Source organism: Acinetobacter sp. NIPH 2100, assembly GCF_000369805.1.
Lineage (GTDB): Bacteria > Pseudomonadota > Gammaproteobacteria > Pseudomonadales > Moraxellaceae > Acinetobacter.
In genome coordinates this window covers 495,022-519,919 of sequence record NZ_KB850224.1, presented here as the reverse complement: position 1 = coordinate 519,919, position 24,898 = coordinate 495,022, and the positions used below count along the sequence as shown (strand labels likewise).

24 protein-coding genes are annotated in these 24,898 nt (G+C 41.9%); 12 read left to right on the top strand and 12 right to left on the bottom strand.

The genetic code is table 11. The features are described 5' to 3' along the window. Positions 1 to 101 precede the first annotated feature (101 nt). Positions 102 to 1,226: an endonuclease/exonuclease/phosphatase family protein gene (locus F887_RS15450; RefSeq protein ID WP_005291602.1), complete on the bottom strand. Its 1,125-nt coding sequence runs from the start codon at positions 1,224 to 1,226 to the stop codon at positions 102 to 104. A gap of 188 nt (positions 1,227 to 1,414) precedes the next feature. On the opposite strand from F887_RS15450, the gene asd reads away from it, so the two are divergent. From asd to truA, 5 genes are all read left to right on the top strand, one after another. Further along, positions 1,415 to 2,533 carry an aspartate-semialdehyde dehydrogenase gene (gene asd / locus F887_RS15455; protein WP_005210320.1) on the top strand — a complete coding sequence of 373 codons (1,119 nt, stop codon included), beginning with the start codon at positions 1,415 to 1,417 and terminating at the stop codon, positions 2,531 to 2,533. A gap of 140 nt (positions 2,534 to 2,673) precedes the next feature. Next, complete coding sequence (locus tag F887_RS15460) at positions 2,674 to 4,149, top strand: FimV/HubP-related protein (RefSeq protein WP_005291600.1); 1,476 nt, start codon at positions 2,674 to 2,676, stop codon at positions 4,147 to 4,149. 61 nt (positions 4,150 to 4,210) lie between these two features. Beyond that, positions 4,211 to 5,467: a hypothetical protein gene (locus F887_RS15465; protein ID WP_005291599.1), complete on the top strand. Its 1,257-nt coding sequence runs from the start codon at positions 4,211 to 4,213 to the stop codon at positions 5,465 to 5,467. Between the two features lie 44 nt (positions 5,468 to 5,511). Next, entirely contained in the window at positions 5,512 to 6,480 is a 969-nt protein-coding gene (locus F887_RS15470; RefSeq protein ID WP_005291598.1) for an asparaginase domain-containing protein, read from the top strand. 15 nt (positions 6,481 to 6,495) lie between these two features. Beyond that, positions 6,496 to 7,293, top strand: a complete 798-nt coding sequence (gene truA, locus F887_RS15475) for a tRNA pseudouridine(38-40) synthase TruA (RefSeq protein ID WP_005291597.1) — start codon at positions 6,496 to 6,498, stop codon at positions 7,291 to 7,293. 47 nt (positions 7,294 to 7,340) lie between these two features. On the opposite strand, the gene F887_RS15480 is transcribed toward truA, so the two are convergent. Next, a complete protein-coding gene (locus tag F887_RS15480) occupies positions 7,341 to 8,348 on the bottom strand; it encodes an AraC family transcriptional regulator (protein WP_005155109.1) in 1,008 nt (335 codons plus the stop codon). 229 nt (positions 8,349 to 8,577) lie between these two features. On the opposite strand from F887_RS15480, the gene infA reads away from it, so the two are divergent. After that, the gene (infA, locus tag F887_RS15485; protein ID WP_001284370.1) at positions 8,578 to 8,799 is read left to right on the top strand and encodes a translation initiation factor IF-1; all 222 of its coding nucleotides are present in this window, start codon (positions 8,578 to 8,580) and stop codon (positions 8,797 to 8,799) included. A gap of 62 nt (positions 8,800 to 8,861) precedes the next feature. Here the strand turns inward: infA and F887_RS15490 are convergent, their stop codons facing one another. Then, a complete protein-coding gene (locus F887_RS15490) occupies positions 8,862 to 9,233 on the bottom strand; it encodes a lysozyme inhibitor LprI family protein (protein ID WP_005291596.1) in 372 nt (123 codons plus the stop codon). Positions 9,234 to 9,381: 148 nt separating this feature from the next. Between F887_RS15490 and F887_RS15495 the strand changes: the two genes are divergently transcribed. Next, the gene (locus F887_RS15495) at positions 9,382 to 9,792 is read left to right on the top strand and encodes a hypothetical protein (protein ID WP_005291595.1); all 411 of its coding nucleotides are present in this window, start codon (positions 9,382 to 9,384) and stop codon (positions 9,790 to 9,792) included. Positions 9,793 to 9,842: 50 nt separating this feature from the next. On the opposite strand, the gene leuB is transcribed toward F887_RS15495, so the two are convergent. The 4 genes from leuB to leuC form a co-directional block, all read right to left on the bottom strand. Next, on the bottom strand, positions 9,843 to 10,922 hold the full coding sequence (gene leuB, locus F887_RS15500) for a 3-isopropylmalate dehydrogenase (protein ID WP_005291594.1): 1,080 nt from the start codon (positions 10,920 to 10,922) through the stop codon (positions 9,843 to 9,845). 46 nt (positions 10,923 to 10,968) lie between these two features. Continuing rightward, complete coding sequence (locus F887_RS15505) at positions 10,969 to 11,547, bottom strand: hypothetical protein (protein ID WP_005291593.1); 579 nt, start codon at positions 11,545 to 11,547, stop codon at positions 10,969 to 10,971. Between the two features lie 136 nt (positions 11,548 to 11,683). Continuing rightward, entirely contained in the window at positions 11,684 to 12,334 is a 651-nt protein-coding gene (gene leuD / locus F887_RS15510; protein ID WP_005291592.1) for a 3-isopropylmalate dehydratase small subunit, read from the bottom strand. 12 nt (positions 12,335 to 12,346) lie between these two features. Beyond that, positions 12,347 to 13,765, bottom strand: a complete 1,419-nt coding sequence (leuC, locus tag F887_RS15515; RefSeq protein WP_005291590.1) for a 3-isopropylmalate dehydratase large subunit — start codon at positions 13,763 to 13,765, stop codon at positions 12,347 to 12,349. A 342-nt stretch (positions 13,766 to 14,107) separates the two neighbouring features. On the opposite strand from leuC, the gene F887_RS15520 reads away from it, so the two are divergent. Together F887_RS15520 and F887_RS15525 are read left to right on the top strand one after the other, a co-directional pair. Further along, positions 14,108 to 14,347, top strand: coding sequence for a DUF2061 domain-containing protein (locus F887_RS15520; RefSeq protein WP_005291589.1), 240 nt, complete (start codon positions 14,108 to 14,110; stop codon positions 14,345 to 14,347). 21 nt (positions 14,348 to 14,368) lie between these two features. After that, a complete protein-coding gene (locus F887_RS15525; RefSeq protein ID WP_005291588.1) occupies positions 14,369 to 15,232 on the top strand; it encodes a LysR family transcriptional regulator in 864 nt (287 codons plus the stop codon). 9 nt (positions 15,233 to 15,241) lie between these two features. Here the strand turns inward: F887_RS15525 and F887_RS15530 are convergent, their stop codons facing one another. The 4 genes from F887_RS15530 to F887_RS15545 all read right to left on the bottom strand — a co-directional run bounded on the left by F887_RS15530 (position 15,242) and on the right by F887_RS15545 (position 19,121). After that, positions 15,242 to 16,027 (bottom strand): glycine-rich domain-containing protein, encoded by a 786-nt coding sequence (locus F887_RS15530; RefSeq protein ID WP_005291587.1) that lies wholly within the window; start codon positions 16,025 to 16,027, stop codon positions 15,242 to 15,244. A 75-nt stretch (positions 16,028 to 16,102) separates the two neighbouring features. Next, entirely contained in the window at positions 16,103 to 16,846 is a 744-nt protein-coding gene (locus F887_RS15535; protein ID WP_005291586.1) for a sporulation protein, read from the bottom strand. 50 nt (positions 16,847 to 16,896) lie between these two features. Further along, entirely contained in the window at positions 16,897 to 18,333 is a 1,437-nt protein-coding gene (locus F887_RS15540; RefSeq protein WP_005291585.1) for a DUF2252 domain-containing protein, read from the bottom strand. Positions 18,334 to 18,470: 137 nt separating this feature from the next. Continuing rightward, on the bottom strand, positions 18,471 to 19,121 hold the full coding sequence (locus tag F887_RS15545; RefSeq protein WP_005291584.1) for an HAD family hydrolase: 651 nt from the start codon (positions 19,119 to 19,121) through the stop codon (positions 18,471 to 18,473). A 183-nt stretch (positions 19,122 to 19,304) separates the two neighbouring features. Between F887_RS15545 and F887_RS15550 the strand changes: the two genes are divergently transcribed. Then, entirely contained in the window at positions 19,305 to 19,781 is a 477-nt protein-coding gene (locus tag F887_RS15550; protein WP_004656060.1) for an RNA pyrophosphohydrolase, read from the top strand. Between the two features lie 93 nt (positions 19,782 to 19,874). Next, entirely contained in the window at positions 19,875 to 22,169 is a 2,295-nt protein-coding gene (gene ptsP / locus F887_RS15555) for a phosphoenolpyruvate--protein phosphotransferase (protein WP_005192157.1), read from the top strand. A gap of 80 nt (positions 22,170 to 22,249) precedes the next feature. On the opposite strand, the gene F887_RS15560 is transcribed toward ptsP, so the two are convergent. Continuing rightward, positions 22,250 to 22,708: a hypothetical protein gene (locus F887_RS15560; RefSeq protein ID WP_005291581.1), complete on the bottom strand. Its 459-nt coding sequence runs from the start codon at positions 22,706 to 22,708 to the stop codon at positions 22,250 to 22,252. A 616-nt stretch (positions 22,709 to 23,324) separates the two neighbouring features. Between F887_RS15560 and F887_RS15565 the strand changes: the two genes are divergently transcribed. Next, positions 23,325 to 24,845, top strand: a complete 1,521-nt coding sequence (locus tag F887_RS15565) for a catalase (protein WP_005291579.1) — start codon at positions 23,325 to 23,327, stop codon at positions 24,843 to 24,845. The last annotated feature ends 53 nt before the right edge of the window (positions 24,846 to 24,898 follow it).

Here is a 24,898-nt window from a genome sequence, read left to right as displayed (position 1 = left end):
TGCACTATGCGTTACAGACTTAAATCCATGTACGAAATAACGTACATTGATTAGCGAAACTTTAAAATCAACCCACCCCCATTCAGCTCGATCAAATTTGATTAACTGTGCATCTGCTGCTTATGCGGTTGCACTAAAGGATCGACTACTTTTTTCTCTTCTTTTTCAGCCTTTTCTATCCCCTCTTGGATCGCGTCTTGAGCATCCTCTTCATCCTCAGCCGTCTGTTCCAGCGATTGTTGCTGCTGTTCAAATACTCGCCCTGTTTGTAAAACCACATAAACGGGAAAATGATCTGAACCGATATGAGATAAGCGTTTCATTTCGACTAAACCAAAATCGGTACTATGAAAAATATGATCGAGTGACCATCTTAATAAAGGATAATCCGCATGGAAGGTATTCATAAAATAGCGTCCCACCCGCGGATCAAGTAAGCCACTAATCCGCTGAAATAATCGTGTCGTTCTCGACCAAGCCACATCATTCAAATCGCCCATGACAATGCAGCTCTGATCGAGATCTTTAATTTGATCCCCCACAATTAACAATTCTGCATCTCTTAATGTGGAATCTTTCGCCTCGGTTGGACTTGGTGGTTTGGGGTGCAAACAATACAACTGAACCTGTACACCCGACTCCAAAGTCAAACACGTATGAATAGAGGGAATTTCATCACTTAAGATGAATTTAACCTCAGTATTGTTTAAAGGTAAACGGCTATACAGATGCATCCCATATAGATTTTCTAAAGGAACAGGCACGCGAAATGGATAATCCTGCTCAATCTGACCCAATGCTTGCTGCCAAGCTGTATTGGATTCAAGCGTGAGTACAAGATCAGGTTTTAAGGTCTTGATCTGCTCGATTAACAGATGATATTTATGATTTGGTGTCAGTACATTGGCAACCAATAATGAAATTTGTTGCTCGGGATTGGCTTGAGCCTTTTTCACTTTCTGGACCTGTTTCCGCCACAACGGGGTATAAGGCAAAACCATTTTTAATTGATAGGCAACTGCAGCCACCAACCCTAGAAAAAGTAGCTCTGTACTTAGGGTCCAGTCAGATAGGCCAAACAACATCGCAAGAAGTGTAATGATACCCAGTGCTAAAATCTGCAATCTAGGAAAATCAGCACCCCGAATCCACCATTCATCTCTGGGAATCAACGACCAAAATGAAAGCCATATCACCAATGCTGCGCAAATCTGAATCCATATCATGTTCATTTTTCTCTTAGACGTAGCATAGATTTACAATAAAGTTGCCGCTTTATCAATTTTCTATCTAATATAAACAAGTTATTCCACTCAATAAACGCACTGTTTTATTTCGGTAAAGCTTGCAGTTGTGGGCACTTTTGATACACTCAAACCCCTTTAAAATTTTTTACATACCGAGGCACAATGACATGAAAGTAGGTCTGGTCGGTTGGCGTGGGATGGTTGGTTCTGTCCTCATGCAACGTATGGTTGAAGAGAATGATTTTGCTCATATCGAGCCATTCTATTTCTCTACCAGTAATGCAGGTGGTGAAGCACCTTCATTTGGTGGTAAGACTGCCCCAGCACTTATGGATGCAACGGACATTAACAGTCTGAAGCAAATGGATGTCATTTTAACCTGTCAAGGTGGTGATTATACCTCTGAAGTTTTCCCAAAACTCAAAGCTGAAGGCTGGGATGGCTACTGGATTGATGCAGCATCGACTCTGCGTATGGCTGATGATGCCATCATCGTTCTTGATCCAGTCAACTTAAATGTGATCAAAGATGGTTTAGTCAACGGCACTAAAACATTTGTTGGTGGTAACTGCACCGTTTCATTGATGTTGATGGGCTTGGGTTCACTGTTCCAAAATAATTTGGTGGAATGGGCTACTTCTATGACCTATCAGGCAGCGTCTGGTGCAGGTGCACAGAACATGCGTGAACTGATCACTGGCATGGGATATTTGTATAACAATACCAAGACATTATTGGACGATCCTAAATCTGCAATTCTTGATATTGACCGCCAAATTGCGGACTTGCAACGTGGTGAAGGCTTCCCGAAAGCAAACTTTGGCGTGCCATTGGCGGGTTCATTGATCCCATATATCGATAAACAGCTCGAAAGTGGTCAATCAAAAGAAGAATGGAAAGGTCAAGTTGAAACCAACAAGATCTTGGGTAACCAACAAATCGTTCCGATTGATGGTCACTGTGTTCGTATTGGTGCAATGCGCTGCCATTCTCAAGCAATCACATTGAAATTGAAAAAAGATGTGCCACTTGATGAAATCGAAGACATGATTCGTAACTCTAGCCAATGGGCAAAAGTGGTTCCGAATACCCGTGAAGCATCTATGACTGATCTAACCCCTGTTGCGGTGACAGGGACATTGACTGTCCCTGTAGGTCGTTTACGCAAGCTCAATATGGGTAAAGAATACCTCGGTGCATTCACTGTTGGTGATCAACTACTTTGGGGTGCTGCTGAGCCATTACGCCGTATGCTTCGTATCTTGGTTGAATATAAGAACGCTTAAGCAAAAATTCCTAAAAATCAAAAGCCGATCACATTTGATCGGCTTTTTTATTGCGATGAAAGATGATTAATTTACAATTCATTTACATCACGGTAATGTATACTTTTTCCTGACATAACATCACTTTTTCATGGATCGAGATGACTGTTTATAACAAATTAAAAATTGCCATTTTAGCCATATTTTCTTCGCAACATCTTTATGCGATTACACTTGATCCAGTACAAATCCAGTCCGCGCCTGGTGAATTACTCTATGCAGAAATGAGTTTCCACCAAGCAGATGCCAACTCGAAATTAGATGTGAGTTTGGCATCACCTGAAGATCTATTGATGATCGGTGCGGCACATCAGCCTCCTTCCAGTCTTAATTTTTTTACGCGTCGTAATAATCAAGGTGAAGGAGTGATTGTGATCACCTCATCACGTCCAATGACGGATGCTGAACTGAATATTATTTTAAAAATTCAGGAAGGTGGAGCATCCCATTTAAAGCATATCCGTCAACCCATGCGTCAGATCGCAAAAATACCTTCAGTTAAAAATGCAAATGAAAAATCACTGACCCCCAAGTTTATTGTCAGTGAAAAAGACATCGCTTTGAACTTACCAGAAAGTACTCGTTTCAATGTTGCAAACGCCACACCGCAGCCGCAGGGCTTAAAACAGGAAAAACTCCTCAACGCACCTTTTGCCTTGCCGCCTGTATTAGAAACATCAAAACCAACGGTCACAGCATCTGTAAATGCCAGTGCTAATTCGATTGCTCCACCTGCTAAAGTCGCAACAACAGCAGCTTCAACAGTCGCATCGCAGCAGCCAACCACACCTGTTGCAGAGCAAACCAAACCTCAGCCAGCAACAGCAGCACTGAAGCAAGAAACAGCTCAGGCAACTTTGCCGCCAACAACGACCAAGAATAGTGAATCACTTGAAACTGAATTAAAGACTGCGAATCTGAAATCAACCACAGAGAAAGAGCAAAATAAAACCCCAAATCAGGTGAAAGAAAGTGCCCAATCTACCAAGAAAAAGGCACCAGCGAACCAGGCATCAACTCCGAATAATGAAAAGAACCAACAACATGTGGTTCAACGTAATGAGTCATTATGGAGTATTGCTCAACGCATTGCAGGGCAAACGCACCAACCTGTCTCTAAAGTCATGACGCAAATCAAAACACAAAATGAGCATGCCTTCATTGGGGGCAATGCCAACCGACTTAGACAAGGCTCGCATTTAAACTTTAATCTTGCTGCAACATCTACACAGCAAAATAAAAATACCAATCAAATTGCAGCACAGACACAAGGTCCTGCCGTAGGAAAAGCCAAATATCGTTTACAACAAGCGGAAATGTCTTTGGTCGCAGAAAGTAATCAAGATTCCAGCACTGGAAGTGCCAAAAAAGACACATTACAGAAAAAAACCAGTGCCGATTTATCATTAAAAGTTATGACAGCACGAGAAAAAACCGTTACATTACAAAGAAACGTAACACAGTTAGAATTGGCACTACGTCAGAAGGAACAACGTATTCAGCTGTTAAATGCTCGGCTTGCCGAACTCCAAGATCAGCTGAAAGCGCAACAGGACACTAAAAAGCCAACACGCTAGGTTACGAGAATATTCTCATAAATTTGCATAAAAGCGGCTCTATCTTTAAGGGGTATAGATCATGTCAACTATAATCATTGTACTGCTCGTCATTGTACTGATTGTAGCTATCGTTTTAAAAAAACGTGAAAGCAATCAAGCCAATACTGCGCCTAAAAAAGGTGCAAGCAAAACGACAAAAAAAGCAGCGACAAGATCGGCTTCACGTACCACGCTGGTCCGCGAAGAACAAGAATATGCCCCACCAGCAACCACTGCTATTTCTGAAAGTTTACGCCAAAAACTTGAGCAACAAATTCAAAGTGGTAATTTTCAATCTGCTGAAGCTCAGATCAATCAAGCTTTAAAGCAAGATAATTCTCAACATGAACTTTATCTTTTTTTACTTGATCTTCATTTGAAGCAAAAAGATGATTTAGCCATTGATCAATTGATCAAGCATATTCATGCCTTAAAACTTGAAGATATTGCTCAAGCAGCCGAAGCAAAACGTCGGGAATACGAACAGAATAAACAACCTGATTCGATTGAGTTTAATTCAGCGGCTCATAGCTTTCATCCAACTCACACTGCAACTGAATCGCATACACAAAACAACGCTGCTGATTTCGATGCTCTAGTTCAAACGCCAGCTGCACAATCTTTTGATGACTTACAATCAGAGTATGTTGCGCCTGCTGAAGAAGCTAAGCCTGTTGAACCTATGCCTGAAGTTCAGCCTTTGGACTTCGATTTTTCTTTTCAGCAAAAAGAAGCTGTTGAAGCAGCCCCTGCCCCAGTTGAAACACCTGAAAATAAGCAACAGCAGCCACTTGAGTTTTCTTTTAATTTAGAGCCAAATACTGCCGCTCCAGTTGAAGAAAGCAAAACTGAAGAAACAACACCTGAACTCGACTTTAATTTTTCAAACTTAAGTGTCGACTCAAATCAAACAAAATCACCAGAGCCTATTGCAGAAGCGGCGCCCAGCTTAGATTTCAATTTTGAACCGACACCAGCTAAAACAGAACAACAACCTTCACTTGAGACCCCAGCATTTTCATTTGAAGTTGCAGAACCTGCTGCGGTAGCTGAACCCAAAATTGAGGCTGCTGCCCCTGCTGCATCTACACCTCATGTTGTAATCAATGATCCTTTAGCTCAATCATTTCCAGACCTTCAACAACTTGATGAAGCACAGCTCAATTTAGAGCTTGCAGAGCAGTATATTGAACTGGGTGCTTATGATTCTGCCCGTGAATTATTAAAAAACAACCAGTCGTTTAATGCAGAGCAGCAACAACGCTCAGAAAATTTACTGAATAAAATAGCTTCCTGAATTTGATCAGTCTAATATAAGCAGTCTCTCAGACTGCTTTTTTTATGATGAAAACAATCGCTTTAATTTATATGGGTGGGACGTTTGGTTGTATTGGTGAACCGCTGATACCAATGCCTGAACAGCAATTTTTACCTTTATTAAGCAAGGTCATTCCACCACATTTACAAGTCGAATGTTTCGCCGCTCCAAGTATTAAAGATAGTAGTGCCTGCACAGCAACCGACTGGCTTGCACTGGTACAACAGATTCAACAATTACAACTCGATGGTTTTCAGCATTTTGTCATTATTCATGGTACAGACACGCTCAGTTATGCTGCTGCAACACTGGCACGTTTCTTAGGACATTCCTGTCATGCCATTATTACAGGCAGCCAATACCCTTTACTCAATGTTGAAGGTAACGATACACGCGAATTTACTGACGCCATTGGCAACCTGTATTTAGCCCTCGAACAGGTCTTAACCTTAGCCAGTGGTGTCTATCTTGCCTTTCATCAGCAAGTCTTTCATGCTCAAACTACTCTAAAAGCGCATACCACAGAACTAGATGCTTTTGTCGGCATCAAGGCTGAGCAAAACTGTCCAACAACTGCTGACTATTTTGTGGTTCAAAATGAACATATTGAACGGGCAGCGCAACTCAGCATACTGAATCTGATGCTGCAACCCATCGCCAAAGAGCAACTGGTTTTACAATTAAAAAATAGCTTAAACTCGCCTCCTGACTTTTTAGTTCTGCAAGGATTCGGAACGGGTAATATTGCGGTGAATGATGAAGTGATTGAACTATTTGATCGTTTATATCAGCAACAATGCCTGCCAATTATCAGCACGCAAGTGACTTTTGGTCAGCTCGATCAGCGTTATGCCATCAGCTCTTGGATCGAATCTGCTAAGGTTTTGGTCAATGATTGCCATAGTCATGCCGATTTATATGCAAAAGCCCTGCAAATGTATTTAAAATACCCGACCCACGGACAATGGTTCGAACATTGGCATCAACACTAATTTTGAGGTTAGAACATGCAGCGTTATGCAATTGGTATTGAATTTTGCGGTACTCAATACCGTGGTTGGCAAACCCAACAGGCTGGCGTTATCACTGTTCAGGAAACCATCGAAAAAGTCCTCAGTACCATTGCCAATGAACCCATCATGTTGCATGGTGCAGGCCGTACCGATGCAGGTGTGCATGCAACCAATATGGTGGCACATTTCGACACCGAAGCAATCCGTCCTGAACTTGGCTGGATCCGCGGTGCCAATAGCCAACTGCCCAAAGATATTTCCATCCAGTGGATTAAATGCATGGATGAAAGTTTCCATGCACGCTTTAAAGCTGTGGCACGACGTTATCGCTATGTGGTGTATAACGCCCCTACTCGCCCCGCTTTATTGCACAAGCAAGTCACGCATCTCTACCAAACGCTTGATGTAGCCAAAATGATTGCCGCAGCGAGCAAATTTGAGGGTACACATAATTTTGAAACCTTCCGTGCTGCGGCTTGCCAGTCCAATCAACCGGTTCGTCATGTGAAGCATTGCCGCTTATTTGAGCATGGTCGCTATCTGGTTTTAGATATTCAAGCCGATGGTTTCTTACACCATATGGTCCGTAATATCATGGGATGCTTACTGGAGATTGGACAAGGTCTTTACGAGATTGATCATATTGATAGCATGTTTGCCGCAGAAGATCGCACCGCCGCAGGTGTTACCGCGCCACCAGACGGCCTATATTTTATTCAGTCTTATTATCCAGATGAATTTGACTTACCACAGCTGCCTTTAGGCCCGCATTGGTTAAATTTGCCTGAATAAACAAAAGCCTTATCGCATTGATAAGGCTTTTTTAATTTTAGCAGCGCTTAACGTTGTTTTCGCTTACGGTATTCGACTGGCGTTTCATTGGTCCAGCGCTTAAAGGCGCGATAAAAAGTGCTTGGCTCAGAAAAACCTGTTAAATACACAATACGCTCTACACTTTCATTGGTATTCGCCAAGAGTTTTTTTGCCAAACGGCAGCGATAGTCAGAAAGAATTTGCTGAAAACTGGTATTGGCTTCGCTCAACTGCGTTCTTAAGCGGCGAGGCGTGATATTTAACTGGGCAGCAACCGTTTCCAAGGTTGTTTCACCACTCTCTAGCGTTGAACCAATCGCACGGCGTACTTCACCGACTAAATCATAGCGTGCCAACTCTTGTAATTTTTCAATCGCAAGTTGTTCATGTAATTGAAGCAACTCAGGTTCAGCTTGCCATAATGGATAATCCAAAACAGCAACATCAAAATAAAGCCGTGTTGCTTTTTGCCCTAAACTTACAGGACAACCATACACTCTAAAATATTCATCGTCAGCAGCACCCTCACTGAAATTAAAATCAATGTAAATCGGCTGGAATTGACCTTCAGTAATAAACTTAAAGAAACGTAAAATGCCTGACATGGCACATTCAGAAAAATGGCGGTTGACTAAATTATCTGACCAAAATTGTTCGGCATTGGTCAGATAGCAGCGACCATCTTCAACAACCAGCTTGGCATCAAATGCATCACTGATCAAACGCTGATAAGCCAACGCCCGTTTCAAACCTTCGCCAAAGGTTTCACTACTGATAAATAAGTGTTCAATGACTTGACCACGATACAGGGGGAGATACTCGCCTAAATGCAGCCCAATGTCTGGATCGTGACTGACTTCCTGTGCAGCAATCCAAAATGCATTTTGCGCACTTAATGGCGTTCTCGCATTGGTATCTATTTGATTTAATGCCACGCCGGCCTTTGTTAAAATCTCTTCAGTCGGTAATCCGGCTTTACGAATTGCCTGATAACCAAAGCGCAATACAACTGATGCATCTGTTAGCTGACCCACGCAGTGCCCTTCCCTGTAGATACGTTATTATGACAATGAACAACAATTTTAGATTAACGTTGATTGACCAAACTGACAACAATATTCTGCTTATTTTGTTAAAAAAAATCACGAATTGTCCGACAGTTCCTTTCGGTTAATATCTGACAGCCTCTCGCAGACTTGATCTTGTAAATTTTAAATAAATTGACTATAATTTGCGCCTTCCCAATTTGATCTCAGGTAGGCTATGGCCAATAAAGAGGAACTCATTGAGTTCGAAGGCGTTGTCACCGAAACGCTTCCTAATACGATGTTCCGTGTACGTTTAGAAAACGGTCACGAAGTTATTGCTCACATTTCTGGTAAAATGCGTAAACACTATATCCGTATTTTGACAGGTGACAGTGTAAAAGTTGAAATGACACCTTATGATTTAACTAAGGGTCGTATCACTTATCGTGCGCGCTAACTCAGATTAGTGAATGCAAAAAAGCCACATCATGTGGCTTTTTTTATATCATTGACTAGAGTTTATTCACTCAAACGCGTGGTTTTACAGCCCACTGTCTGACATTCGCGTATACGTTCTTGCAACCAGTTATTACGTTCTTGCGTGGTCGTTAATCGACACTGCACATTCACAGAGCTTTGCACGTCGTCCGTACACTCTGCATCACGGTGGCGAATCCAAGCCAGTTGTGATTTCTTCAAAATTTTTTGTTGTGTTTCATTCAATTGTTTTCTTAATTGCTGATAGTTCTTATTTAAATCGGCATCAGCACTGGCATAAATTTTATTGGTACAGTAGATATCATCATAAGTATTGCGAGCATTATCGCAATTATCTGCATAGCTCAATGTCGCCATCGCGCCACAGATCAGGCTCAATATTATTCTGCGCATGAAATTTCCAAATCGCTTAATTATCATCACTATCTAAGCATATTTTGCTGAACTTGAACATTGTCCTAAAGTAGACAAGTTTGTACATTTTTGTCTTTATCTTTTATTATTAGACTATATTTATGGACGATAAATTAAGGAAAATAAAATGATGAATTATAAAATATGTCTGGTTGCATCCGTTTTAGCATTACAAGGATGTGCAACGTCTGGATGGCAATCAGTGCGACTACAAGACTATTTACAACCTTATATTGGTCAATCAGCCGATCAGATTCAGCAAAATCTTAACTTGCGAACTTTAGGCTTTCAGACGCTAAAACAACCTCAAAGAAGCAATCAAAATTTAGTTTTTACCGTGCTTCGCCCAATCAATATTCCAGTTCCAATCGCACAATCTTATGGTGATGCAAGTTCACCCATGAGTGGCTCTGTACGTTTAGGCTCTGTCTCGACCAGCCAACAATCCTATGATGTGAACTTCTATTGCCATATTATTTTTGAACTTGATCAACAACAAATTGCGCGCTCAATTCGCTATGAAGGCAAAGCTTGCTAATTCTCCAATAAAAAAACGCAGCCGATGCTGCGTTTTTTTGATTTAGATACTTAGTACAGTGCTGCAACGACAGCCTCACCCATCGCATCTGTACCTACCTTACTCATGCCTTCAGACATGATATCCGCTGTACGTAGACCTTGATCCAAGACCTGACCGACTGCATCTTCAATCGCTTTTGCAGCAGCCTCTTCACGGAAGGTGTAACGCAACATCATCGCGACAGAAAGTACAGTCGCCAATGGATTGGCAATGTTCTGTCCTGCGATATCAGGTGCAGAACCATGGCATGGTTCATACATCCCTTTGCCATTTTCGTCTAAAGAAGCCGAAGGCAACATGCCAATTGAACCCGTCAACATGGCTGCTTCATCAGATAAGATGTCGCCAAACAAATTACCTGTAACAATCACGTCAAATTGCTTTGGAGCACGAACCAGTTGCATGGCTGCGTTATCGACATACATATGTGATAACTGAATATTTGAATATTGAGCTTGTTGTAAGTCAGTGACGGTTTGCTTCCATAGTTCAGTCACTTCAAGCACGTTCGCCTTATCGACAGAACATACTTTTCCACCACGTAATCCTGCAAGCTCAAAAGCAACTTTGGCAATACGCTTGATTTCACTTTCTGAATACACGTCAGTGTTATAACCTTGCTTTTCACCATTTTCAAGTTCACGAATACCACGCGGCTGACCAAAGTAGATCCCGCCTGTGAGTTCACGAACAATCAGAATATCAAGGCCTGCAACAATTTCTGGCTTCAAGCTTGAAGCATCTGCCAATTGCGGGTACAAAATTGCAGGGCGCAAATTGGCAAATAAATTCAATTCGCTACGAATTTTTAATAAGCCACGCTCAGGACGAATTGAACGTTCAATCGTATCCCACTTTGGACCACCAACAGCACCTAATAAAATTGCATCCGCTTTTTTTGCCTGTTCACTGGTCACAGCTGGATACGGTTCGCCATGTGCATCAATCGCTGAGCCACCCAGTAAACCATGTTCCCATGTCAAACCTAGATTAAATTTATCATTGACCTTGGTTAAAACCTTTTCTGCAGCAGTCACGATTTCAGGGCCAATGCCATCACCTGCTAAAATTAAAATATGTTTAGACATCTATTTTTCCAGTTTCCCTATGTGCAGCTTTGAGACTGCGAGCCGATTAAATCTTTTTCTCAACAAATTCACCAAGCCCTGTACTGACATCAAAGGGACGGCAGAAACGGCGAATGGTGTGTTGCTCTTGCTGTAAATCTACACACAACGGATCAGGTACAGAAACATTCAACAAACTGCCTGATGCACGACGTGTTCGGTCTCGATACATTTTAAAGGTATAGCGCACATGCGGTTTAAACGCATGAATGACATGGAAAGTCTCCGCACGATCTGGAGAAATTGGATAGAAACGGATCACGACTTCATATTGCTTGGCAGGCATACTTAAATAGACCTGCTGTTTTCGGCTAAACACCGAACCATGTAATCGTACAATGCCACGTTCCATTGCCTGTTGGCTAATCCGGTGTGTCTTTGCATCAATGACCGCAATATCACCGATTCGTTCAAACTCACAATTCTCAACACCTGAACAATATAAAGTTGTGTTGTCCGCTTTGCTTTCTAACGTGTTTTGTGCGATACGAACTTGATCAACCACATTGGGTGCGTTTTGACACGCAGTTAAAGTCGTAGCAGCGCATAGACACAGCAAAATACTGCGAGCGAGTCTTCTTTTCATTATTCAAGCCCAGTCCTCATGTCTTGTTAACATGTAAGCAAAATATTATCCGCTAGCATGTTAACAAGAGTTCAATCTCTGCGCTATGGCTATGTTACAAATGTCCAAGACCAAGTCTTATTTCTTGTTTCCAAACCTAAGCTTTGATCTCCTGAAATACCCAAGGGCGTGATTGTTTTGCTTTCTCTTCATAAGCACGGATATCATCCGCAACCTGCAAAGTTAAGCCAATATCATCCAATCCATTCAACAAGCAATGCTTACGGAATGGATCGATTTCGAATTTAAATGCCTCACCTTTCGGCGTACGAACTTCTTGAGCATCCAAATCAATCGTAAGTTGATAACCTTCTGCTTCAGCACATTCTTTAAATAACTGATCGACAATTTCTTCAGCCAAAATCACAGGCAACATGCCATTTTTAAAGCAGTTATTAAAGAAAATATCTGCAAAGCTCGGTGCGATTACGGTACGAAATCCATATTCATTCAATGCCCATGGCGCATGCTCACGGCTTGAACCACAACCAAAATTCGTACGCGCCAATAAAATGCTTGAGCCTTGATAACGTGGTTTATTTAAGACAAAGTCAGGATTCTTCGGGCGTTTGCTGATGTCTTGGCCTAAGAAACCTTCATCTAAATAGCGCAATTCATCAAATAAGTTGTCACCGAATCCAGTCCGTTTAATCGATTTCAAAAACTGCTTTGGAATGATCAAATCGGTATCAACATTGGCACGGTCTAAAGGTGCAACAACACCTTGCTCTACAGTGTATTTTTCCATGATATTGCTCCCTTAGAATGAACGAACGTCAACAAAATGGCCTGCAATCGCAGCGGCAGCCGCCATCGCTGGACTGACTAAATGAGTTCGCCCACCATTGCCCTGACGGCCTTCAAAGTTACGATTCGAGGTCGAAGCACAATGCTCACCAGGTTGTAACTTATCAGCATTCATTGCCAAACACATTGAACAACCCGGTTCACGCCATTCAAAACCCGCTGCCAAGAAGATTTGATCTAAACCTTCCTGCTCAGCTTGTTGTTTCACCAAGCCAGAACCTGGAACAATCATCGCCTGCTTAATACTTGCAGCAACGGTACGACCTTTCACCACATCCGCAGCGGCACGAATATCTTCAATACGCGAGTTGGTACATGAACCAATAAAGACACGGTCTAACTGAATATCAGCCAAAGCTTGACCAGCAGTTAAGCCCATATATTGATAAGCACGGGTCCAGTCATTGCGTTGTACATCATCTTTGGCTTGTTCTAATGTTGGCACTGCTTGTGAAACAGCAATTACCATTTCAGGAGAAGTTCCCCACGACACCTGTGGCTCAATCTCGGCACCGTTCAATACCACGACCGCATCAAATACAGCATCTTCATCCGAATGCAAGGTATCCCAGTAGGCTACCGCTTGATCCCACTGTTCGCCCTTTGGTGCATAGTTACGGTCTTTCACATACGCAATGGTTTTGTCATCAACTGCAACCATCCCGACACGGGCACCCGCTTCGATTGCCATATTACATACGGTCATACGGCCTTCGATTGACATATCACGGAATACTTGTCCGCCAAACTCGATGGCATAGCCCGTACCACCCGCTGTACCAATCTTACCAATAATGGCTAACACGACATCTTTTGAAGTCACGCCTTTGCCTAATACACCATCGACACGAACCAACATGTTTTTCGATTTTTTCTGTACCAAACATTGTGTTGCCAAAACATGCTCAACTTCTGATGTACCAATACCGTGTGCCAAACAACCAAAAGCACCATGAGTTGCTGTATGCGAGTCACCACAAACCACGGTCATACCTGGTAAAGTCAAACCTTGCTCTGGACCAACTACGTGGGCAATCCCTTGACGGATATCATTAATCCCGAATTCAACGATATTAAAGGTTTTACAGTTATCATCTAAGGTTTGGACTTGAATACGAGAAGTATCATCTTCAATTCCAGCAATCCCCTGTTCACGCTCTTTTTTAGAGGTCGGTACATTATGATCAGGTGTTGCCACATTGGCACTTAAACGCCAAGGTTGACGATCGGCAAGTTGTAAACCTTCAAATGCTTGAGGACTGGTCACTTCATGTAATAAGTGGCGATCAATGTAAATTAAGCTCGAACCATCATCACGTTGTTTTACTAAATGGTCGTCCCATAATTTGTCATATAAAGTCTTGCCTGCCATGTCGTCGCCCTCCATCGTGCTTGCCATTGGTCTGGGTATTTTTCATCTTGAATTAATTATAGCAATCACTTCACATAAATCTAATTTATCATTTTTATAAATTAACAAACTTTTAGGAATAATAATTTAAATTTTATATCTTGATCGCCTCATTAAATTAAAAAAAAATTTAAATAATCTTAGCTTAGTGCATTTCATACACACTATAGCTTTGAGCTACTTATTTTAAATGAATCATCTCACGATTTATAAATCCAATCGTCCTAAATTGAAATTTCTTTTTTACTTTGTATTCGATAATGATTATTATTTACAAATATAGAAGTTCTTAAGGACATCACCATGACTCGTATTAAAAGATTTGTACATAACAATCGTCGAACTTTTAAAAAAACTTTAAGTTATTATATTGTGCATATTAGCGTTGCAATGATGGTTGCTTATGTGATCACAGGCAACTTTTGGATTGCAGCAACGTTAAGTTTACTTGAACCAACGGTACAAGCCTTTGCATTTTTCTTTCATGAGAAAATTTGGAATCATTTTGAATTTAAACTAAATAAAGATACTCAACAGCTTTAAAATTTCTTTGGATACTTTTGTATGAATCTCGCTGCTTTTGAAGCATTTGTAAAAGTCATGGAAACCGGTTCAATTTCCATTGCAGCAGAACAATTATTTATTACCCAACCTGCAGTCACCAAACGGATTCATAGCTTAGAAGACTATTTTGGGGTCAAACTGTTTGAATCTGCAGGTCGGGGAATTCAGCCTACCCATGCAGCACACTCTCTATTACCGAAGGTTCGTACTTGGCTCAATGAGCTGGGAGAAATTCACCATACCTTAAGCCATGAACAAGCACAGGTCCAAGGTCGTTTAAAGATTGGTACCAGTCATCACATTGGTCTGCACCATTTGGGTGAACTGCTTAAAAATTTCGTCCAACATTATCCTCAAGTGACCTTAGACGTGCATTTTGTCGATTCTGAACAGGCCCATGAACAAGTCTTAGCCGGTGAACTTGAACTCGCATTTTTAACCTTGCCGCCGGTTGGGGATGATCGTCTTAAATATGTGACGATTTGGAATGACCCTTTGGTTTTTGTTGCCGCGCCCTTCCATCCATTGGCACAACAAACACCACTTAAACTCGAAGACCTGATTGCCTATCCAAGCCTATTACCTGCGGCACAGACCTATACCAGTCAAATCACCTTGGCTGAATTTGAAAAGAATAACCTAAAACCAAAAATTACCATGAGTAACAACCCTTTAGAATCTATTCGAATGTTGGTTTCAATTGGTTTAGGTTGGTCGGTTTTGCCAAAAACCTTGGTCAATCAGGATTTAAAACAGCTCGATTTGAAACTGGATATGCAACGTCAACTGGGTATGGTTTGGCATCCTGCGCGAATTCAGTCTAAAGCAGCAGAAGAACTGATTCGAATGATGCATGTTAGCTAGCAGCATCGATTAATCTCCACCACCCCCACCACAGCTGCTGCAACTGCTACAGCTATTGCTACTACTTCCACAACTTGAAGATGATGACGAGGACTGAGCCTGCAAGTATTGGGCATAATCCTTGGTCATCAACTCTAAATTAAAATATTGCCCCTCAGGCCAATGGAGTGCTTGATCAATTGCAAACAGTCTAGGCAACGAAGTGGTATTTCTTGGCTGATAAGCATGTAAAGTGCAACTCATTCGCCATGCTTCAAACAATTGCTGTGTTTGCTGCTTAGACGTGGTGGTTGCATTATAGGGATTATGATGCAACGGTCGACCTAGCACCTGCTCACATAATTGTTGATATTGTTTTGGAAACTCCAACATCACATGCCATAAGCTATCCACCGCATGCGAAGGCATTGCATAGGCTTGTTTTTGCATGACATGTAATGCCAAATAATCTTTAAACCCAGCTTCAACAAGTTGTCGTTGTTTTAAACCAAGTTCGGGATAATAGAATCTAAATTTATTCCAGAAGATCGGGTCAAATTTGAATCGCTCAATTTTTTGCAACTTCCCTCGTTTGGACCGAGCAATCAGGGCTAAATTCAACACAATGATTAACCATAGAAAAGGAAGTATCACCCAAGCACTAAAAACCTGTTGCCGCCAACTGTACATCAGCAGTAACACCACGATTGGAACGACGATCCATCGTGTTTTGATCATTGGCTGTTGTCGCTCTAGTTTCAATAATGCATCAAGCAAATTGGAAGTCTGTGCTTCCTGATTTATTTTTATTTTCATGCTTTGATTTTAAAAATAAATGATGACAGTAATATGACAAAAAAACCTCCCGTTGGGGAGGTCAAATTAAACAGATCAGATTTGTAATAAACGGCGAATTTGTTGCGCCATCTGGTCGACATCCAGATTGTGATGCAACAAGGTCATGGTGAGTAATTGATCGGAACGAAAGTGGCGATCAACCTCAAGCATGACATGGGTTTGAGTTGCTTCGGCGACAAAAGAAACTTCAACCTCATTAAAACCACTGAACATATGCGAAGAAACAAACTCTAGCTCTTGGTAGCAACCGATTGTTGAACTAAAATTTTGCCCAGTAAGTTGACCTTTTTCCACATCAACAGAAGAAAGTACAAAACCACATTGCTGCATGGCCTGTAAAAACGCGTGCATTGCTGGGGTTGGTAATACACTCAAATAGTCTCGATCCGTAGCATCCAATCCCCAATCCACATCCATGTGGGTATTGATCCACATCCGCGTACCATTTCGGCGACAAATGACTTCGGTGATCGGCGTTTCATGCGGCAAATCTATGCTAAATGGAACATGGTGGGTTTGATGTGCTAGTAAAGAAAAATTTGAACTGATTAACCATTGGACAAGCACCAAAGGCTGATTAAATTCATGCTCTCCCGACTCAACTTCTGCCATGGTCATCAATTGCAAATATAAACCTTTAATGTCCTTATCGGATGAGCCCCCTTTAAAACTAATCTCTCCCTGTAATGTTGCACCTGCTTGTACTGTTGGATTTTGCAAATGTGTTTCAACAGTGACGCCTTGCAAGCCTAAACCCGACATAATTTTATTCAACATTTTTCTTTCAGATCCTGACGACGATTTCATCTTTAGCAGCAAACTTATGATTAAAGTGCTTCTTCTCCAGCGAGCTGAATTTTACCATCGGCAATCGCATTCATGAATTGCAGATAATCACTTAAATTTCGCTCCGCGTACTGCGTCGCATAGTCCTGCAAGATCTGGATTATCGCCCCGCCTTCCCCCAGATATCCAATCAAAACGTCGGCATTACCTGCTTTGGCATGCGCATGTGCCAAAGCCAAACCACAGCTATCGGCATATTCATAAAAAAATGCATCATCCATCCCAACCAAATCGATAGACACTTTCATATCACGTAATTGACGGATCAAATAATGTTGCTGCTGAGCAGTTGAATATCCCAAAAAAATATCACTGGCGGCTTGCATAAGCTGCTGGCCATACACCACCCGTTCACCTTCATGAGGCACTTTCTGCAAAAACAGTGGGCTTAAAATCGAAGAGTTCGCTTCTTTCATTTGTAAAATAAGCGGTTCTCGATCAGCATCTTCAAATAACGCAATGGCTGAGCGCGTTCCCACACTCCCGACACCCACCACTTTTAATGCGATGTCAGTACATTGGTAACGATCAAATAAAACTTGGCGATCATATTTCAGCGTGCTGCGATAGCGCTCAAAAAATGCATCATTCTCCTGACTAAATGGCTCACCTGCTTTGGGATGCCAAAGTAAAGGCTCATCCTCAATAAAATGCCGAAATCCAGTCTCATCATCCTGTTGGGTCAGTTTTGGCAACACCGAAGCACTGTCTCGAGCTGAAGCACTATTCACTTTCTTTGCTAATTTTTTACGGACTTTTTGGTTTTCAGTTTTTTCCAATAAAATACTGGCATCAATTTTCTCATACCAGATTTGCAAAGGAGACAATGCAATTTGTTGATCTAAGTGCAAGATATAGGCGTTGAGCATGCGCTGAATCGCTTTTAAACCCGTGCTCTCGCCTAAACCGATCTCTTTTGCTGCAATCACAAAGCTAGTGACCAAGCGCTTGAGATCCCATTCAAATGGCGCAACCAGCGTTTCATCAAAATCATTAATACCAAATAAAAGATTACGTTCTGGACTGGCAAATCCACCAAAATTACTTAAATGACAATCCCCACAAATCTGTTGAAATAGGCCTGAATTGTGCTGTTCCCACACTTGGTCAAACAACATCAGCGCAGGCACCCCTCGATAAAAAGTAAATGGAGATACACTCATACGCTTGGCACGAATGGGTTTTAGTCGCTCTAAACGACCTTCATTACTCCAATCATAGAGTGTTAAGGCCGTGATATCTTTGGGCCGTTCGGACAAGTGAGCCAATTGCTCACGTGGAATTTTTTTACGTTGTGCTTTTCCCAAAGCAAAGCCATCACTTTTGGTGAGCAATTTGCCTTGGTAACGGTGTCGGGTGAGATCAATACTTTGTTCTGTCCAAAGTTGTTTTGGTAATGCAATGCGTTGTTTTGGCATATCACGCGCTCAATCTATTTAGTTATATTTTCTATATTTCTCTAAACTATAATGCGTCATTCAATATTTTTTATTGTTGTTCATACATTGCCAAATATCCCTTTGCTTAAGGTGATATTTGGCATTAAATTACTGATTTATATCGACCAGTCTTGGATCTCCCAAGCCTGTTCTTGTGCCAATTTTTCTAAGCGATCATCAGGATTTACGGCAATCGCATGCGTCGCATATTCCAATAGGAAACGATCATTGATTGAATCTGAATAGGCCCAAGATTCATTGACCGTCCTTCCAGCCAACCACTGATCCAAACGCGCCAACTTACCTTTCTGATAACAAGGAATGCCTGTGACCTTGCCTGTATATTGACCATCAATCACTTCGGCATTGGTGGCAATAATTTCAGTAATGCCAAATTCACGAAAAATAGGTGCCGTAATAAAATCACTGGTCGCGGTAATTCCAACCAGCTCATGACCCAGTGCTTGATGTCGTTTAATCGCCTCAAACCCTTTAGGTCGCATCTGCGGACGGATTACTTTCTGCATAAATAACTGATGTAACTCAGTTAAATAATCATTATCGTGTTTGGTTAGAAATTGAAAAACAAATTCATTATAGGCAATCGGGTCAAGTTGCCCTGCTTTGTAATCTTCATAAAACTTGTCATTCATTTGGCGATGATGAATTGGATCAACCAAACCTTCATTGACCAAAAATTCACCCCAAGAGTGATCAGAGTCAGTATTTAACAGGGTGTGATCTAAATCAAACAAAGCCAATTTCATATAAATGCTCATTTAAATGCAAATTAAAGAAAAAAAACGTAAATCTATTTCCGTAAGTCACTAAAAATTCGTTAAGATCATAGCAATTTAAACATTTTACTTTGACCTTTTTCGAGTTGGACATGGAAGATAGTCTGTCCCCGAGATCAAAGTCAACGATATAGATAAAATTTAGGTAGCCAAATGATCGACTCAGAAGGTTTCCGACCCAACGTCGGGATCATTTTGGCAAACGATGACGGACAAGTTTTATGGGCAAAACGCATTGGTCACAATGCTTGGCAATTTCCACAAGGAGGGATCCAATTTGGAGAAACCCCTGAACAGGCACTTTTTCGTGAACTGAGAGAAGAAGTCGGTTTATTGCCCGAACACGTCCAAATTATAGCGCAAACAAAAGGTTGGCTGCGTTATCGTTTGCCACATCGGTACATTCGGTCAGATTCAGATCCGGTATGTATTGGACAAAAGCAGAAATGGTTTTTACTGAAGTTAACGGCCTCGCCGCATCATATTCAGTTAAACCTATCAGACCCACCCGAGTTCGATGAATGGCAGTGGGTAAGTTACTGGTACCCATTGGGTCAAGTGGTCAACTTCAAACGTGATGTTTACCGTAAAGCCATGATGGAATTATGTTTACAACTACCTCAGCGCTAATTGTCGTGAAATCATCATTTTAAGCAATGATTTTTGACAACAGAGCTGTTATAACTAGGCCTATAACGATTCAATAAATTGGAGTAAACATCCATGTCAAACATGCAACTCGACACGCTTAGACGCATTGTGCAAGAAATCAATGCGTCCGTCAGTTTGCATGATTCCTTGGACATTATGGTCAATCATGTGGCCGATGCCATGCATGTCGATGTCTGCTCGATTTATTTATTGGACGAACGTAATCGCCGCTATGTGCTGATGGCCTCAAAAGGTTTAAAACCTGAAGCGGTTGGTGCGGTGTCGCTCAGTGTCGGTGAAGGTCTGGTCGGTCTGGTTGGTCAACGTGAAGAAATCGTTAACTTAGACAACGCACCCAAACACGAACGCTTTGCCTATTTACCTGAAACAGGTGAAGAACTGTTCAACTCATTTTTAGGCGTTCCAGTGATGTATCGCCGCAAGGTGATGGGTGTCTTGGTGGTTCAAAATAAAGAATCTCAAGACTTTAGCGAAGCTGCTGAATCCTTCTTGGTTACACTGTGTGCCCAACTCTCAGGTGTAATTGCCCATGCACATGCTGTGGGAAATATTGATGTTTTTCGTAAACCCAGCAATGGTCCTAGCTACAAGACCTTCCAAGGGGTTTCAGGTGCAGGTGGTGTCGCTTTAGGCCGTGCCATTGTTCTTTATCCGCCTGCTGATCTTGCTGCGATTCCAGATCGCGAAGCAGAAGACATCAGCGATGAATTGGAATTATTGGATCAAGCCATTGCTGCAGTACGTTTAGAGATTCAATCTCTAGATGAAAAAATGCAAGATTCGCTCATGTCTGAAGAACGTGCCTTGTTTAGCGTGTTCTTAAGAATGCTTGATGAAAATGCCTTACCAAGTGAAATTAAAGACCACATTCGTGCAGGCAGTTGGGCCCAAGGTGCCGTGCGTAAAGTCATCGATAAACATGTTGCGCTATTTGCTCAAATGGAAGATGACTACCTACGTGAACGTGTTTCAGATCTGAAAGATCTCGGTCGTCGAATTCTGGCTTGCTTGCAAGAAAATGATACCAGTCACCGCGAACTCAGTCCCGACAGCATTCTGATTGGTGAAGAAATCAGTACCGCAGCATTGGTAGAGCTTCCAGTGGATAATATTGCGGCAATTGTCACTTCTGAAGGTGCTGCCAACTCACATATGGTAATTGTGGCACGTGCGCTAGGCATTCCAACCGTCGTCGGTGTGACCGAATTACCAATTACCACACTCGACGATATCGAGATGATTGTCGATGCCTATCAAGGGCGTATCTTCGTCAATCCTCCTCGTCGCTTACGTCAACGCTATAAAGAAGTTCAAAAAGAAGAAGAACAAATTGCAAAAGATTTAAAGCAATACGAAACCAAAGACGCAATCACCCCAGATGGCGTGTCGGTTCCATTGTTCGTCAATACAGGTTTGATGATTGATGTGGTCCGTGGCGTACAACGTGGCGCCAAAGGTGTTGGTCTGTATCGTAGTGAAATTCCATTCATGCTACGTGAGCGCTTCCCTGGTGAAGAAGAGCAACGTGCCATTTACCGCCAGCAGCTCAGCCATTTTGCCAATAAACCCGTAATTATGCGTACCCTCGATATTGGTGCAGATAAAGACTTGCCTTACTTCAGTATTGAAGAAGAAAATTCGGCATTGGGTTGGCGTGGCCTTCGCTTTACACTGGATCATCCAGAAATTTTCTCTGCGCAAATCCGTGCCATGCTCAAAGCTAGCATCGGTTTAAATAATTTGCATATCTTGTTGCCCATGGTAACGAGCGTCAGTGAAGTCGAAGAGGTTCTATACCTGTTAGAGCGTGACTGGATCGCGGTACAAGAAGAAGAACAGGTTAAAATTACCAAACCGAAGATCGGCATCATGGTTGAAGTGCCAAGTGTGCTGTTGCAGATTGATGAGTTTTCCGAACTGGTCGACTTCTTCTCTGTGGGTTCCAACGATTTAACCCAATATTTACTGGCAGTGGATCGTAATAACCCACATGTGGCCAACGTCTATTCGCATTTCCATCCATCCATCCTGCGTGCCTTAAAACGTTTGGTACAGGACTGTCATGAGCATCAAAAACCCGTCAGCATCTGTGGTGAAATGGCAGGAGATCCATTGTCTGCGATTCTCCTGATGGCAATGGGTTTTAATACCTTGTCGATGAGTTCAAGCAATATTCTGAGAGTCCGCAAAGCAATTTGTCATGTTCCAATGAGTGATGCCAAGAAACTTTTGGATGATGTTCTGCAAATGAATAACCCGCTGGTGATTAAAAGCTGGCTCGAACATTATTTTAGAACCCACGGTCTGGCTGATATGGTGAAATCAAATCGGATGTTGAACGTATAATTGTCTCCATCCAATACAAGCAACAATGCTAAAAAAGGCGATCATTCTCGAATGATCGCCTTTTTTGTTGATGCGGTTATTTATTTGGCAAAACGTAGATAAATCTGCTGTTTGCCACCATTCAAGGTCACGCTTGGAAATTTACGATCATAATCAATCATGATCGCATCTTTACCCGTCAAATTCTTGGTATCCGATTCCAACGTCACGTAGTACTTGATATTCGCATCATCGCGAACTGAGGGCTGAATAAGCTTACGGTGATCCGCAGGCACCGTAAAATCAACCGTAAATGGAACTTGAGAGATTTGAACTTTTTTCTCCTGAATCAAAGTCGCTGGTACATCAGCAATCTGGCTATCTACCGCATATAAACTGGCCGTACCTTGCTGTTGCTTCACGCTATACGTACCTTCTCCCACAAACTCAACACTGAATGAGTGTGAAGCGTTGGTCTTCTTATCCTCATTTTGCTGTGTGGCACTACAACCTGCTAGAACGGTTAAAGATAAACCTAAGCCTAATGCTAATTTTTTCATTTATTTTAATCTCATAAAAGTAAGCTAAAGCAATATGCTAGCAGCTAAAATCTGAAGATTTACATATCTCCTACTCATGCTTTCTGTTTTGAAACTTTAATTGCATAGGGGCAGCAATCATCTTTTTAGAATGCGGCTCAAGCAGTATTAGCGATACGGCAAAATTAATTCTAGAAATCTATTTAGGCCTTTTTACATAACTGCAACAGGCAAAAGTCATCCTTCTTAGAACAAATTGGAGTCTATTTACTCCCTCTAAATGATGCCGACACTGACTTTATATTTAACCTGGCCAAAACAGTAAGTCTTTATTTTTCCATTATCTTTTATCTTTTTTTAACAATTTTCATATCCACAAAAGCATGACTCATGTTTAAGATTTAGACAGCTTCAATCGAATAAAGCATTTATGACATCAACTTTAATCCATTGGAAAAAAAGCTTTCATCAACCTAGAGTAAAAATACAAAGGCTGAGCTTAATCATTGCAAATCACACTTAGGCATCTGAAATTTCGATACCCAATTGATGAATGATACGGCGAAGCATTCATATCTTAGAACGGTCCAACAGTTGAGATGACCTAGCTCACAGGTCATGTTGACGGAGATAGAACATGAGCCAAGACGATAAAAAATGTCCTTATAGCCACTTAACCACTGATTTTGGTGCCCCTGTCGTTGATAACCAAAACAGCATGACCGCTGGCGCTAGAGGGCCATTATTAGCCCAAGATTTATGGCTAAATGAAAAACTTGCCAACTTTGTTCGTGAAGTCATTCCTGAGCGTCGTATGCATGCCAAAGGTTCAGGTGCATTTGGTACGTTCACGGTCACCCATGATATTACCCAATATACCCGCGCGAAAATCTTTAGCGAAATTGGTAAAAAAACTGAAATGTTTGCACGCTTTACCACGGTTGCAGGTGAACGTGGTGCTGCAGATGCTGAACGAGATATACGTGGTTTTGCTTTAAAATTTTATACTGAAGAAGGCAACTGGGACATGGTCGGGAATAATACCCCTGTGTTCTTCCTACGTGATCCGCGTAAATTCCCTGATTTAAACAAGGCAGTAAAACGCGACCCTAAAACCAATATGCGTAGTGCAACCAATAACTGGGATTTCTGGACTTTATTACCAGAAGCGTTACACCAAGTCACGATTGTTATGTCTGATCGTGGTATCCCTTTAAGCTACCGTCATATGCATGGTTTTAGTAGCCATACCTATAGCTTTATCAATGCTGCCAATGAGCGTTTCTGGGTGAAGTTCCACTTTAGAACTCAACAAGGCATTAAAAACTTAACCGATGCTGAAGCTGGCGAATTGGTAGGTCAAGATCGTGAAAGTCATCAACGTGATTTATTTGATGCAATTGAACGCAAAGATTATCCAAAATGGACTTTGGCTGTACAAATCATGCCTGAGCAAGATGCAGAAAAAGTTCCATATCATCCATTCGATTTAACCAAAGTTTGGCCGCATGGCGACTACCCATTGATTGAAGTCGGTGAATTTGAGTTAAACCGCAATCCTGAAAACTTCTTCCTTGATGTTGAGCAATCTGCTTTCGCGCCAAGCAATCTAGTTCCAGGGATTAGTGCTTCACCAGACCGTATGTTACAAGCGCGTTTATTTAACTACTCTGATGCACAACGCTACCGTCTCGGTGTGAATTACCAACAAATTCCAGTCAACGCAGCACGCTGCCCTGTACATAGTAATCACCGTGATGGCCAAGGCCGTATCGATGCCAACTATGGCGGTTTACCTCACTATGAGCCAAATAGCTTCGGCCAATGGCAAGAGCAGCCACAGTACAAAGAGCCTCCATTGAAAATCAATGGCGATGCTGATTTCTGGGATTATCGTGAAGATGACAATGACTATTTCAGTCAGCCACGTGCGTTATTTGAACTGATGACACCTGAGCAACAACAAGCCCTGTTCGGTAATACAGCACGTGCGATGGGTGATGCTTTAGACTTCATCAAGTATCGTCATATCCGTAACTGCTACGCATGCCACCCAGCTTATGGTGAAGGTGTTGCCGCAGCATTAGGACTCACCGTTGCAGATGCTCAGGCAGCGCGTGAAACTGATCCAGCGCGTCATTTACCAAGCTTCCTATAAGCTTTGAAAGATTAAAACAAAAGCCATCTTCGGATGGCTTTTTTTATGCAGTT